This window comes from Halobacillus sp. Marseille-P3879, from assembly GCF_900240285.1.
Taxonomy (GTDB): Bacteria; Bacillota; Bacilli; order Bacillales; family Halobacillaceae; genus Halobacillus_A.
In genome coordinates, this window is the sequence record NZ_OESS01000001.1 from 690,171 (window position 1) to 703,284 (window position 13,114).

The following is a 13,114-nucleotide window of genomic DNA, read 5'->3' on the forward strand; positions in this document are numbered from 1 at the left end:
TAAAATTAGTTATTTAACTTCCTTCAGATGCTCCTCAAGGCGGTTCCAAGTTTCTGTGATGCCCTGCAGCATGCCCATATCCATCACTTTATTAAGAGCTTCCGCAGACTCATACTCTGTACGGTTAACTAGCTTCGTCTTTCCATCGACATCGATGAATTCCAAAGTGGTCTCAGAAGAAGGCATCGTTTCGTCAATATTACCCTCAGCATCCGAGAAATAGTCGGTGTAAGTAATCAGCTCTGGTTCAATAATGTCCTTGTAAACGACTTTTCCCCAGGACTCCATCCCATAATATTCTCCTTGATTCTGATCCATACACTTCATACAGAAATGCCAGGTGCCGCCCGGTCGGAAATCAACGTGGCAAACCGGAAGCTCCCAGCCATTCGGCCCCCACCAATGCTTGAGATGCTCAGGATCTTTAAACATTTTAAACACAATATCGCGCGGGGCATCAAAGCTGCGCTCCAGTACCAGCACCTGATCGTTCTCTACTCTCGATTTCAATTCATTGATTGACATTTTAATTCCTCCCTACAAATGTATAAACCTTTTCCATGACCTCTTTACCTGCACGTTAAAGTTAAATACTCTTAGAGAAAGGATGACTATTAAAATCTCTCCGTACAAGGTATTGAGGTGACCCTGTGAGATTTTCGCTGCCTCATCATCAATCTACTGTTTTTTTTCATGTAAACCATTGAGGTAATCTTCTAACCGATCCATCCGCGATTCCCACATTCGACGGTAGGAATCAAGCCATTGATCCATCTCTTGAAGGGGTTCTGGTCTTAGCTTATATATCCGACGATTAGCGAGCGGCTGAACTTCGACAATACCAGCTTCGCTCAAAACGCGAAGGTGCTTGGAAGTCTGGGGCTGGTTTAAGTTTAACTTCCCCGCAATCTCTCCTACTGGAAGAGGTTCGTCAAGCAGAAGATCGACGATAGCAAGACGGTTGGGTTCTGCCAGTGCACTAAATGTTTGTACGTTCATGATGAATTTGCTCCTAACATGTGAATTTTTCATAAGTAGTTCATGGGGTTACATGATGGATCACCTCCATGGTTTTCGTTTTAATCTACGTCGCTCATTGGTGTTAAATTAATTATTCCTTAAAAGGAATATTCCAGTCAAGGAATATTGACGATTTTTTCAGAAACAGTATGAAATACCTATCTGAAAGTTTCAAAGCAATGTAATAGTACTTTTATAAGAAAAGGAGGGGAGTAAATGAGTGTGTTTTTATTTATTATGGGATTTGTTATATTACTTTTAAGTTTTTTTATAGCTCCGCTTGGTACTTCAAATGCCCTGATGATTTCTGCGGTTTTATTTGTTTTAGCCCTAGTTCTTTTAATATCGAAATCGAAAAAACTATAGAATAAAATTTATTATCCAGCTAGATAGACGGTATCAAAAGATACGACAGCACCAAGAAGGGAAATAGAGGTGATTAAGGTGTTAAGTTATTTTAAGTTCTTCTTATTCATGATTGTTGGTTTTTCAATATGGCAGGTATTGTTCACCTCATTTAACCCTGTAGATGTAGTGGGTGTCTCTTTATTTGCAACTTTTTTCAAATGGTTGTATGAGGTGGTTTGGGAAAGAAAGCCAGGTGGTAAGCGTTAATTTTTAAATTAAATCTGCAGAGGTAGAGAGCGAATCCTAGGCGCAATCGATGCTGATAGGAATAAATATCAGCTGAGCTACATATAGTCTTAGGAGGGAAGAAAAGTCAAAATTTTGTATTTGTATGACTTTTTTGAAAATTGGTCTTTACTTTAAGATCAGGTTCATATATAATTTCCAGTGAAAGAAAAAATTATCAGAAAGCGAGGTCGAAACCAATGATGAACAATTTAACTATGAATCAAACTGTACAACTAAATCGACCTGCGCTATTTATTAGACCCTAAAACGTTTTAATTAACAAAGGTTTATAACAGCCGCAGGTAGTGCATACTGTATTCCTGTGGCTTTTTTGCGTCTTATAACGGAGAGCTTTAAAGCAGAGCCACAGGACACCTGTGGCTTTTTTGCGTCTTCATAAACGGAGAGCTTTAAAAGCAGAGCCACAGGATACCTGTGGCTATTTCTTATGGAATCAAAGGGTATTTTTACTCTTTTGATATAAATTTACAACTTTAAGGAGGTGGGCAATGATGACGATGCATTTCTTTATTTTCACTATTCGTGTGAACCGGCGGAAAAAACAAACTTATTCACCACTGCCTGGTTACCGACCGAGTGCTCAAGATCAATGGCTTGACCGAAAAGCAACTGCCAAAAATATCATCTAAGAAAGGGAGTGTAACCGATGGCTGAACTAGTGAGGATTGAATTTATGAATTGGTTAAATGCGGAGAAGGATTCCGCTTAGTGACAATCACATAGGAGGAATAAACGATGAGAATTAACTTTTTAATTTTTGTGATATCATTTGAAAAAATGGCGCCAGAAGAAAGAGATCGTTCGGCTGAGCGCGCGCGATTTATCAGTAATCGCATTAATGAAAGAAAAATGAAACACAATCAACTGCCATAAGAACCTTCCGCTTTTTGGGGGACATAGTTAAATAAAACATCGGAACTGCCATGACTCTAACTTCTATTGGAGTCTGGCAGTTTAATTTAAATATAGTACATGGCCCCCGCTTTGCTAAAGCGTTAACGCAGTGGGAGTCAGGCACTTCTACTAATGTTTTATTAAACAGCTTTTTTTCGGAAAAACATACTTACAAAATTAGCCGCTTTTATTTTAGGGTGTAAGAAAGGTGAAACGTGAACTTTATATTCTTTTTCTTGAATAGCCTTTTTCAACTGATCAATGGTTGTGCATTCCGGAATTTCATTAAAGATACATCCGTAGTGAAAACGCTGATCAGCATTACTGCCGCTCACAGCACCGATTTGAAGGTGAGAAGCTAAAGTTTCCATTTCAGTTTTCATAGTATTCCCATATCTGTATAAGTCTTTTCCGTTAATTTCGAGAGCATCAAACTGTTTTAAGGTTTCATCTTTATGATGGAGCCAAGAATTGGATTCTCTCAAAGGGTGAGCTGCAATCTTCAATACATGATCATGATGAACTAACTCCATCAATTCGTCCGCACGGATCCCCTTCTCTTGAAGACTTAGCTTCTTATAAATGAGCTGGACAGTCTCCCGATTAGCAATAATTAAAAAGCTCCCTTTGTCTTTAACATCAACTTGCATACCAGGAAACACTTTTAGTCCATTTACATCATAATAATCATTTTCATAAGAGAAGTTGTTATCGAGCATGTTATAAAGATTAGTAAAATTAGGGTGGTTCACATTTTCCGTCAAAGCTAACGCATCTAGTCCATTTAAGCTTGCTTCTTCCATTTTTTTCATAAATTCATCTAAAGTAATGGGTGATTTTCTTGATAAATTTGCGTGGGTATGAAAGTCTATGTGCATTTAGCTCTCTCCTTTGTTTTTACTAAACGAATCATCAGCTCAAGTAAGATCCTAACTATCTATTATTGTAACTAAACATTATTAAGGGAATTATTGTAATATGTTTACTCAATGTAAATTTTTTCTGAGGTATATTAATTTACTGATAATATCGAGTGAAAGAATAGTATAAGTAATATGGTGCCTGACCCCCGCTCTGCTAAAGCGTTAAGGCAGTGGGGATGAGGCACTTCTACTAGAACTGCCATGACTCTAACTTCTATTGGAGTCTGGCAGTTTAATTTAAGATTCTACATAACTAGAACTACTCATGTAGAGGATAGGGTATGATTAAATAGAAGTTGAAAATAAGATAGGGGCGGTGGTTACGTGATTTTAGAAGCGGTAATGCTGCAAGTTAAGCATGGTAAGGAAGAGGAATATGAGGAAGCCTTTCGAGAAGCATCCAAAATCATATCATCCATGCATGGCTACATCTCACACGAATTGCAGCGATGTATGGAAGTTCAGGGGAAATATTTATTGTTAGTGAAGTGGGAAGCATTAGAAGACCATACAGTTGGGTTTAGGCAATCGAAAGAGTATCAAGAATGGAAGAGACACTTACATCATTTCTATGACCCCTTTCCAGAAGTTGAACACTTTGAGAATGTTCAGTTATAAATAGGATATTCAAGGGACGATTGTTCAATGGTGGACGAAGCTTTTTACTAGCTCGGCTGTTTTACTGCTAATGGAAAAGAAAAAAGCAAGGTAAAATTGAGATTATTAGGAGGGATTAGTTTGACAGCAAATAAAAGTCTACGGGTATGTGAAAAAGGACATAAGTATTACAAAAGTAGTGATTGTCCTACGTGTCCTACTTGTGATAAAGAAAATAAACCTCAAAGTGGCTTCCTATCACAACTAAGTTCACCGGCCAGGAAGGCCTTAGTTCATGAAGGAATTGATACTTTGCAAAAACTTTCTTCATACACAGAAAAAGAAATTCTAAAACTTCATGGGGTGGGACCAGCTTCCTTACCTACAATGAGAACTTCGCTAGAGAAAGCAGGTTTATCATTTAAAGAATAATAATTTATTGTCCCGTAACGGTACTGATAGGTGGGGAACAAACTATTTTGATGCCTGGCACGGAAAAGCTAGATAAGGACAATAACTGAATTTTATCTGAAAAAGAGTAGTAACTTTATCAATTGAAAATATCATGACTTTAATAAGTGATTCCTTCAAAAGCAAATAGCGGAACAGCCTTAGTCCTAAGAAGCTTAGAACCAAGGCTGTTTCGGCTTTTTATTTCAATTTCTCTATTTGATTAATTCTTATTTCTGAAAAAGTACATCGTCAGCGTACCGAACACGACAATTAAACCTAATGAAATGTAAGTGATAATCAACAATTCGCTGGTGACATCATAACCATGAATCAATCCTCTGGCCGCATCGACCACGAAGGTGATGGGATTAATATCAACAAAGTATTGCAGCCAATCGGGCATGGTGGTGGGATCGACAAATACGCTGCTTAAGAAGGTGAGTGGGAATAACAGCATCATACTTATGGCCATGAGTGCTTTTTCCGAGCGAACAATGATTCCTAGCATCGTCCAGATCCAGGATAGACTAAAAGCGAAGAATAGAATAACCAGGACGGCAAGGACGACTCCTGTGAACCCCGCTTCTGCCCGAAACCCTAGAATGTACCCCAGTGTCACCATGATGGTGGCAGCAAGTGAATATCGCACAACATCCACTAACAGCGCCCCTACTAATACAGCAGGCTGCCATATCGGCAGTGAACGAAAACGATCAAAGACGCCTTTTTCAATGTCTTTATTCAAATCGAGTCCTGTATACATTGTTATCATTGCCACGGTCATGACTAAGATTCCCGGCAGGACAAAGTCTAAGTACTCTCCTGTAGAGCCCGATATCGCACCACCGAATAAGTACGTAAACATCAACAGAAAGATAATCGGGAAGATCGTCACATCGAATAGCTGCTCTGGAACGTAGCGTATGCGTAATAAGGCCCGCCATGCAAACGTGAGAGCGGCATTCATCGGCGAAGCTTTGGATGGGCGGTTCTCTAAAGTGATTGATTTCTCTAATGAATTATTCTCCACTTGCTTTCCCGCCTTCCTGTTTCGCCGGCTTTCCGGTAATCGTTAAAAATACATCATCTAAACTTGGCTGCTGCAAAGAGAAGTCTTTAACTGTGATTTGCTGGTTCGCGAGTTCTCCAATTGCTTTTGCAGCCTTTGACTGGTCTTTCATCGTAACGGAAATCGATAAATGATCGCGGTTCACTTCAGGTGCCTGTGTGAACATCCCTTCAAAGATGGACTCGGCCTGATTCAAATCCTGTTCGTCTTCAAATTCAATAGTCAAGCTTCGAACACCAATCGACGATTTCAATTCGGCACTCGTTCCTTCTGCAATGAGAACGCCTCGGTCGATGACGCCAATCAGGTCAGCAAGCTGATCGGCTTCTTCTAAGTATTGCGTCGTAAGAAATACAGTCGTTCCTTTTTTGACTAAGGCTCGAACGATATCCCACACTTCATTCCGGCTTCTTGGATCAAGGCCTGTGGTGGGTTCATCTAAAAAGAGCAGTTCTGGTGAGGTGACAATACTTGCGGCAATATCAATTCTTCTTCTCATTCCGCCGGAGTATTTCTTCACCTGGCGCTTTGCTGCATCTTGTAAATTAAAAGCGGCTAATAATTCATCGGCGCGCTTCTTTGCTTCTTTACGGGAAAATCCAACTAACCTGCCAATGAAGATGAGATTCTCCCGGCCGGATAATTCCTCATCAACAGAAGCAAACTGTCCCGTCAAACTGATCGACTGCCTTACTTCATCCGCTTCTTTTGCCAGGTCATATCCCATGACTTTCGCCTGGCCTTCTGTTGGTTTCAGCAGCGTGGCCAGCATACGGATCATCGTCGTTTTACCAGCCCCGTTAGGGCCGAGGAATCCATAGACAATTCCTTTAGGCACCTTTAAGCTGATGCCATCTACAGCTCGTTCTTTTCCAAACGCTTTCACTAATTGATCGGCTTCTACTGCATATGTTTGATTGGAGTGTTCCATTATTAGGCCTCCCTCTTCCCTTCATTTTATCACAAGCTGTACGTCTTGCTATTCGTCTAAAGGATGACTTTAACTAAGGTTTATAAAAACGATCAGCCGGCTTTTAAGCAAACCGTGTTGGATCCTAACTATAAATATAAATAAGGAAAAGGTTGGGAAGTTATGAATAAATATTTCATTATTTAGGGAGTTTTAATTTACTTTTCACATTTTTCTTCGCTGGACGATCAGGTGGCTTATAATGGAAGCACAGTCCATTACACTGCCTTCCTTTTTTCTTTGAGAATCAATTTGTGGCGGGAATGATTTAACCCGACACTAAATAAAGCAAATAGCAAGATAATCAATATACCTGATAATGAATGGTAAGAAGTAGATATTCGAGGATCAAGTAATTGAAAAGCAAAAGTGAATATCGGTATAAATGAAAGAGACATCATCACAAAAAAACTATCACAATACTGTATCCCTATCTGTAAACAGTAGAGAGGCAAAGTAACACCTAACAGGGATACAATCAGAATCCATAACCAATTCGCAGATAATTGCTGCAATAAATTACCTTGTTGAATGGAAAGGTAGAGAGATAATCCAACAATGGCATAAAATCGGTGCGCTAGTATTTTGGAGGAACTCCATTGGGCTGTACTTAGTCGTTTGGAGAAAATGGCTGCTAACGCTGCACAGAATCCACACAAGATAGAAGAGAATAATCCTAAAACGGCAACGGGTAGAGATTCAAAATCAATTCCTGAACTCCCCTGCAAGGTACTTCCAATTAAAAAAAGACTGCCTATTAAAGCACCCAATCCTATTAAGAGGTCGAGTTTATTCATTTTGCTTCCATAAACTAAGCGAATAATGATTAAGGAAGAGACCGGTCCAATTCCTATTTCGATAGCACCTACAATGGCAGGTTCTATGTACTTTAAGGCAAAATAAAAACTCATAAATGCACCTGCAGTACTAAGATTGATCCCAACGATATCCTTAAGAAAACTTTTTTCGATTTTCATAGACTGAAAGGATTGTTTCAGTTGAGTGGCTTGAAAAAAGAATGCAGTAATAAGAAAGCTAATAAACGTAAAGAAGAAGGGACTAATGGCTTGGACTTTGTTTGAATAATAAACGTTGCTTCCGGAAGTTAAAAACGCTGAAGCAATTAAAAAAGCAGTTCCAACGATGGCATAGTTCTTAGTTAAGCTCAATGACAGCCTCCTTTACCTGATGAAATTTTCCTTTTTATGTATAATGTTGTTATTCTAAATTTGGCAGGATGGATTGTCAATGTTATCTTGAACGAGCGCTCCCTTAACCAGAAGAGCGCTCGTTTGTGATTAATTTTGTTTTTCCACGTGCTTTTTAAAATAATTGCCCCAATGAGGCTGTGTGCCATCCACGTCTTTAAAACCGTAAATCTCTGAGAGCTCCCAAGTGCTTAATGTCCTTCCGTTAAACCTACGCACGTCCGGATCCAACGCCAGATGTTTAAGGGCTTCTCCGATATAATAGGGGGTTTCAGAGGCAATAAAGTGTTTTTCGACTTTCACTGCTTCCTTCCAGTTTTCTTCGGTTACGCCGAAATGATCCAGCATGGCTTCTGAACGGAGGAATCCAGGAGTTAAAGCTATGGAAGTAATATGGTAATCTTTGAGATCCTGTGCCATAGCTGCAGCCATATGGATGTTTGATATCTTCGCTAAACTATAATAAAAATTCCCTCTATATTTCGAATCTATCCCGTCCGTGATTTCTACAATCAATCCTTTGTTATTCTTTTTCAATATTGGTACGGCATAATGAGAAGTAATGAAATGAGCTTGTACAGCTTGTTTTTGCATTTGCAATCCCTTGTGTAAATCATGGTCCCCAACATCCTTGCCCCATTCTGTCAGCGGATCTCCTCCCCAAATATCATTCACAAGGATGTCTAATCTTCCGTTTTGTTCATCGTTCACTTTGTTTATGAACCTTCTCACTTGCTCTTCGTCTGTATGGTCCACTTTTACTGGAATTCCCAACCCGCCTGCTTCATTGACGAATTCGGCTGTCTTTTCAATTGTTTCTTTTCGTTGCATAGGAGAAGTTTCTTCTCTTGTTGTACGTCCAGTCACATATACAGTTGCTCCCGCTTCACCAAGCTTGATGGCCATAGCTCGGCCTGCTCCCCTTGTTGCGCCAGCTACGATGGCTGTTTGATTTTTTAAATTCATCATTTATCTATCCTTCCTTTCTTTTTATGTAACAATATAATAAATTGGATATATGACAGGTCATGTCATGATTAAAAAAATAAAGGAGAAAAGCTGATGAAAGCGGAAAGGTTAATTAATATCTTACTTCTACTGCAACATGGGGAAATTGTTACGACTCGAGAATTATCCAGAGAACTTGAAGTTTCCGAGAGAACCGTCCATAGAGATATGGAGTCATTAAGTGCTGCTGGGATCCCGGTGTATGCTGAAAGAGGCCAAGCAGGAGGATGGAGACTTGTCGATAATTGGAAACAACGGCTGAGCTGGTTGAAGGAAGAAGAAATGCTGTCACTGTTTTTGCCTCATGCAGAAAAAATTATCAATGATCTGAATATGGGAATCTCCTCAAAGCAAATCAAGAATAAGCTGCTGTTATCCATACCAGAAGAATCCAGGCAGAATGCAGTAAAGCTCTGGGAAAGAGTACATGTGGATATGGGCACCTGGAAGACTGCTGCAATTGAAATGAATCCTGCTATGGAAGTTATGAAAGAAGCAGTCATGAACAATCAAAAAGTAAACATTATTTACAAAAAGGCAGATGGAGAAATAAGAGAATCTATAGTCAACCCCCTTGGCCTGGTAGCCAAATCAAGCAATTGGTATGTGGTAGCCATGAACAAACAAGATGAATTTCGCAGCTATAAAATTACTCGAATCGTTAAATGTGAATTAATGCATGAATATTTTAACAGACCTCGTGATTTTAAATTATCGGCCCATTGGGAGGAATCCAAGAAGCAATTCATGCAAAGTCTGCCTGAGTTTCGAGTGAAGGTGAATGTGTCTCCTTTTGCACGGGAACGAATTAGGTTTACTGGACGTTTCGTACAGCCAGTAAATGATGGGAAGGTTACAGAGAATGGCTGGACAGAATTAGAATTGATCTTTAACACCGAAGACGAAGCTGTTAATTTCATAGTCGGTTTTGGAAACCAAGTGAAAATTCTTTCACCCTTGGAGTTAATAGATAAAGTAACAGGCAGAGCAAGGGAAATAATCGATTTATATAGATAAGATCTTATTAATTTTTGGGAGAGGTTAAATTTGAGAAAAATAACCTTATCTAATGGAAAAGTAATAGAAGTTGAATGCCTTAGCTGTGCATTAACAAGTGGATTAGTTGAACCCGATGGAGGTGTAATAATAGAAACAGAGCACTTTCACGCACATCAAGACGTCGCTTATCCAATTAAAGGGTTAATAATAGTAGCTGCTAAAAGGCATATCAAATGCTTGGATGAATTAACCGAAGATGAAAGCCTAGACTACATAAATGTTTTAACAAGGATAAGAAAAGCGCAAAGAGAAGCTTTAGGGATTGATTATGTCTATTATTTTTATAACGAAGATACCAGCCACCATTTCCATACCTGGATGGTTCCAAGATATGAATGGATGTATAAGTTTGGACGTTCTGTTGAGTCCGTTCGACCAGTATTACTTCACGCTAGAAATGAAATGAATGATAAGGAGAATATTCAAGAAGTAATAGAAGCCATCCACACCCTTACTAAAAAATTAAATCAAAAATTCTAATTAAAGGTTATTATCGGTGTGATGAGTATCTGGGAGGCTTTAAAACTATGGCAGCCCTATTTTGTATATGGAACAAAGCCGCCATAAGGCCAAGCGAGAGCTAAGACAAACCAACGCACATCTGCCGTTTACTCCGCTGGTAATCATCACGGATAGGGAACCGGCCCCGCTAAGATGGAGTCGTAGCGGGAGTGAGAACGGTCAGTGTATTATTGAACGTATTCAAGTTCACCGTGGCCCCGATAGGAATGGCCGTTTTATAGGTGCCGTGTCCTGAGGTGAGATTAGTCATAAGCGGCTTACCTAGTGGTACTATAAATTCATTAATCAAATCTTCGTACGTCTTCCCATAAGATTCATCACACTCTGTGCACTCTCCCATAACGATTCCAATACAGTCCCTGAATTTCCCGGCCATTCTTAATTGTTCGGTATACCTGAATATTGTGTTGATAGGTTCATGTGTATCTTCAAGCAGCAGGATTTTCCCCCGGGTATCTATCTCAAAAGGAGTACCGAGCGTGCCGATTAAGGATGTGAGGTTGCCGCCAACAATTGGTCCGGTGACGTCCCCGGGGACTCTGCTCCTTAATGGCATACCAGGGGGCGTTTGGATTTGACCAATGGGGGCAGGGGAGGAAACGGCAGTAAAAAATTGATTGAAATTATAATTGGGGGTATTTGGGTTAAAATCAACAAGCATCAGACTGTGAAAAGTGGTTAAATCGGCATATTGATATAAGGCATTCAACAACACCGTAATATCACTGTAACCACTTATGATTTTTGCGTTTTGCTGAATAAATGGATAGTCAATATAAGGGAGAATGCCTGCAACGCCTACACCTCCCCTTGAAGGTAAGATCATTTTCACCTGAGGGTTGGCAAACATATTCATAAGATCCGCCGCACGCTCTTGGGCTGTACCTGCTATGAAACCATCACGGGCGTACACATTACGGCCGAGGAGGATAGTAAACCCCATTTCTTCCAACATTTCTACTCCTGTCTCCACCTCATTCCTTTCAGGTGGGCTTCCCAATGTAACAATCCCGATCGTATCTCCGCGCTTTAATGCAAATGGTCTTATCGGCATAGAAAATAACTCCTTTCGAAGGAAAACGACATCCTAGAAATAGTGTATTAAAGAGATCCGCTCGACATACTTAATAAGTAAATAATGCGGCCAGCCTGAGGAGCACGAAGAAATGCGGTTGTCATCTTGCGATTGATGAATTACTCTCAGGTCCCTTGCTGATACTTTTTAATTCGTTTGCATAAAAATAATTCATATTCCATCCAAATATTAGGGAAGCTAAACTATACAGTGTCTCTAATTGAGATGAAAGGATGAATTATATGACGCAGTCGAATATGCACATCATTCTCCGTTTGGAAATCAATAAACAGAACATTTCTTTTGGGGAGATTGCGACAATTATCAGCAACGCCAAAGGTGACTTAATCGCCATTGATGTTATTAAAGAAGGTGCAGAAACGACGATAAGAGATTTAACGATTAAGGTCGGTCACAAAGACGGTCAAGAGACCATGATTCAATCGATAAAAGAGTTAGATGGAGTAGAGATTCAACATATATCTGACCGGACATTTTTAGTTCATCTCGGTGGGAAAATCGAGGTAAGACCTACGCTTTCGATTGATAACAGGGAGGAGTTATCCCATGTTTATACACCCGAGGTCGCCAGGGTTTGTACAGCCATTGATGAAGATCCATCTCTTGCTCATAATCTAACAATAAAAAGGAACGCTGTTGCTGTCATTTCAGACGGCAGTGCTGTTCTGGGGTTAGGAAAATTAAAACCTGAAGCGGCTATGCCGGTAATGGAAGGGAAGGCCATGCTTTTTAAACAACTCGCCGATATAAATGCGTACCCTCTTTGTCTCGATGAAGAAAATGCAGAAAATATTATTCAAATCATTAAATCCTTAAGTCCCTCGTTTGGCGGCATCAATTTAGAAGATATCTCTTCCCCAAGGTGTTTTGAAATTGAGGCACGGTTAAAAGAAGAATTGGATATTCCTGTCTTCCATGACGATCAGCATGGCACAGCGATTGTGGTTCTTGCTGGAATCCTCAACGCTATAAAATTAGTAAGAAAAGATTTAAGGCATTGTAAAATTGTCGTCTGCGGTATCGGAGCAGCAGGGATTTCCATAACCCAGATGCTCTTAAAAGCAGGAGCTGAAAACATCGTCGGGGTTGATAAAAAAGGGGCCATTACTAAGGGTGTGCAATACGAAAATCCAATGTGGACCTGGTATGGAGAGAATACGAATCCAAATCATGAACGAGGACCTTTACCCACGGTCATTGAGGACGCAGATATATTTATCGGTGTAGCGGCAGCCAATATTCTTCAAGTCGAAGATATTAAAAAGATGGCCGATGACCCGATCGTTTTTGCCCTTGCCAATCCTGACCCTGAAATTGCCCCGGAGATAGCCAACCCTTACGTAAGAATCATGGCCACGGGAAGGTCGGATTTCCCTAACCAGGTGAATAATGTGTTATGTTTCCCTGGTATCTTCAGGGGGGCACTGGATTGTAAAGCTTCAACCATCAATGATGAAATGAAGCTCGCTGCAGCAAAAGCGATAGCCGATTCTATTCCTGAAGATGAACTTAATGAAGATTATATTATCCCCGGCGTCTTTAACAAGAACGTGGTGCCTAATATTAAAGAAGCCGTTGTGGAGGCAGCTTACGCAACAGGTGTCGCCCAAAATAAGAAAGATAGTCAAATATAAATAA

Annotated in this window: 17 protein-coding genes; 9 read left to right on the top strand and 8 right to left on the bottom strand. The window is 40.0% G+C overall.

The window, feature by feature from the left end:
* Positions 1 to 9: 9 nt before the first annotated feature.
* A complete protein-coding gene (locus C1A12_RS03425; RefSeq protein WP_101842436.1) occupies positions 10 to 525 on the bottom strand; it encodes an SRPBCC domain-containing protein in 516 nt (171 codons plus the stop codon).
* 153 nt (positions 526 to 678) lie between these two features.
* Entirely contained in the window at positions 679 to 999 is a 321-nt protein-coding gene (locus C1A12_RS03430) for a helix-turn-helix transcriptional regulator (protein ID WP_101842437.1), read from the bottom strand.
* A gap of 237 nt (positions 1,000 to 1,236) precedes the next feature.
* On the opposite strand from C1A12_RS03430, the gene C1A12_RS21010 reads away from it, so the two are divergent.
* The 4 genes from C1A12_RS21010 to C1A12_RS21020 all read left to right on the top strand — a co-directional run bounded on the left by C1A12_RS21010 (position 1,237) and on the right by C1A12_RS21020 (position 2,550).
* Positions 1,237 to 1,386, top strand: a complete 150-nt coding sequence (locus C1A12_RS21010) for a hypothetical protein (RefSeq protein WP_159462129.1) — start codon at positions 1,237 to 1,239, stop codon at positions 1,384 to 1,386.
* 69 nt (positions 1,387 to 1,455) lie between these two features.
* On the top strand, positions 1,456 to 1,635 hold the full coding sequence (locus C1A12_RS03435; RefSeq protein ID WP_101842438.1) for a hypothetical protein: 180 nt from the start codon (positions 1,456 to 1,458) through the stop codon (positions 1,633 to 1,635).
* A 530-nt stretch (positions 1,636 to 2,165) separates the two neighbouring features.
* Positions 2,166 to 2,306, top strand: a complete 141-nt coding sequence (locus tag C1A12_RS21015) for a hypothetical protein (protein ID WP_159462130.1) — start codon at positions 2,166 to 2,168, stop codon at positions 2,304 to 2,306.
* Between the two features lie 106 nt (positions 2,307 to 2,412).
* On the top strand, positions 2,413 to 2,550 hold the full coding sequence (locus tag C1A12_RS21020; RefSeq protein WP_159462131.1) for a hypothetical protein: 138 nt from the start codon (positions 2,413 to 2,415) through the stop codon (positions 2,548 to 2,550).
* Positions 2,551 to 2,711: 161 nt separating this feature from the next.
* Here the strand turns inward: C1A12_RS21020 and C1A12_RS03440 are convergent, their stop codons facing one another.
* Positions 2,712 to 3,449, bottom strand: coding sequence for a PHP domain-containing protein (locus C1A12_RS03440; RefSeq protein WP_101842439.1), 738 nt, complete (start codon positions 3,447 to 3,449; stop codon positions 2,712 to 2,714).
* A 369-nt stretch (positions 3,450 to 3,818) separates the two neighbouring features.
* On the opposite strand from C1A12_RS03440, the gene C1A12_RS03445 reads away from it, so the two are divergent.
* Together C1A12_RS03445 and C1A12_RS03450 are read left to right on the top strand one after the other, a co-directional pair.
* The gene (locus C1A12_RS03445; RefSeq protein ID WP_101842440.1) at positions 3,819 to 4,112 is read left to right on the top strand and encodes an antibiotic biosynthesis monooxygenase; all 294 of its coding nucleotides are present in this window, start codon (positions 3,819 to 3,821) and stop codon (positions 4,110 to 4,112) included.
* A gap of 120 nt (positions 4,113 to 4,232) precedes the next feature.
* Positions 4,233 to 4,523 (top strand): RNA polymerase alpha subunit C-terminal domain-containing protein, encoded by a 291-nt coding sequence (locus C1A12_RS03450; protein WP_101842441.1) that lies wholly within the window; start codon positions 4,233 to 4,235, stop codon positions 4,521 to 4,523.
* 241 nt (positions 4,524 to 4,764) lie between these two features.
* Here the strand turns inward: C1A12_RS03450 and C1A12_RS03455 are convergent, their stop codons facing one another.
* From C1A12_RS03455 to C1A12_RS03470, 4 genes are all read right to left on the bottom strand, one after another.
* A complete protein-coding gene (locus C1A12_RS03455; protein ID WP_235001525.1) occupies positions 4,765 to 5,574 on the bottom strand; it encodes an ABC transporter permease in 810 nt (269 codons plus the stop codon).
* Entirely contained in the window at positions 5,564 to 6,544 is a 981-nt protein-coding gene (locus C1A12_RS03460; protein ID WP_101842442.1) for an ATP-binding cassette domain-containing protein, read from the bottom strand. Before C1A12_RS03460 ends, C1A12_RS03455 begins: the two co-directional genes overlap by 11 nt.
* Before the next feature lie 257 nt (positions 6,545 to 6,801).
* The gene (locus tag C1A12_RS03465) at positions 6,802 to 7,752 is read right to left on the bottom strand and encodes a DMT family transporter (protein ID WP_101842443.1); all 951 of its coding nucleotides are present in this window, start codon (positions 7,750 to 7,752) and stop codon (positions 6,802 to 6,804) included.
* A 129-nt stretch (positions 7,753 to 7,881) separates the two neighbouring features.
* Complete coding sequence (locus tag C1A12_RS03470) at positions 7,882 to 8,760, bottom strand: SDR family oxidoreductase (RefSeq protein ID WP_101842444.1); 879 nt, start codon at positions 8,758 to 8,760, stop codon at positions 7,882 to 7,884.
* A gap of 93 nt (positions 8,761 to 8,853) precedes the next feature.
* On the opposite strand from C1A12_RS03470, the gene C1A12_RS03475 reads away from it, so the two are divergent.
* Together C1A12_RS03475 and C1A12_RS03480 are read left to right on the top strand one after the other, a co-directional pair.
* Positions 8,854 to 9,816, top strand: coding sequence for a YafY family protein (locus tag C1A12_RS03475; protein WP_101842445.1), 963 nt, complete (start codon positions 8,854 to 8,856; stop codon positions 9,814 to 9,816).
* 30 nt (positions 9,817 to 9,846) lie between these two features.
* A complete protein-coding gene (locus tag C1A12_RS03480; protein ID WP_101842446.1) occupies positions 9,847 to 10,338 on the top strand; it encodes an HIT family protein in 492 nt (163 codons plus the stop codon).
* 169 nt (positions 10,339 to 10,507) lie between these two features.
* On the opposite strand, the gene C1A12_RS03485 is transcribed toward C1A12_RS03480, so the two are convergent.
* Positions 10,508 to 11,434 (bottom strand): LD-carboxypeptidase, encoded by a 927-nt coding sequence (locus C1A12_RS03485; RefSeq protein WP_101842447.1) that lies wholly within the window; start codon positions 11,432 to 11,434, stop codon positions 10,508 to 10,510.
* 263 nt (positions 11,435 to 11,697) lie between these two features.
* On the opposite strand from C1A12_RS03485, the gene C1A12_RS03490 reads away from it, so the two are divergent.
* Positions 11,698 to 13,110, top strand: coding sequence for an NAD-dependent malic enzyme (locus C1A12_RS03490; protein WP_373420420.1), 1,413 nt, complete (start codon positions 11,698 to 11,700; stop codon positions 13,108 to 13,110).
* Positions 13,111 to 13,114 lie beyond the last annotated feature (4 nt).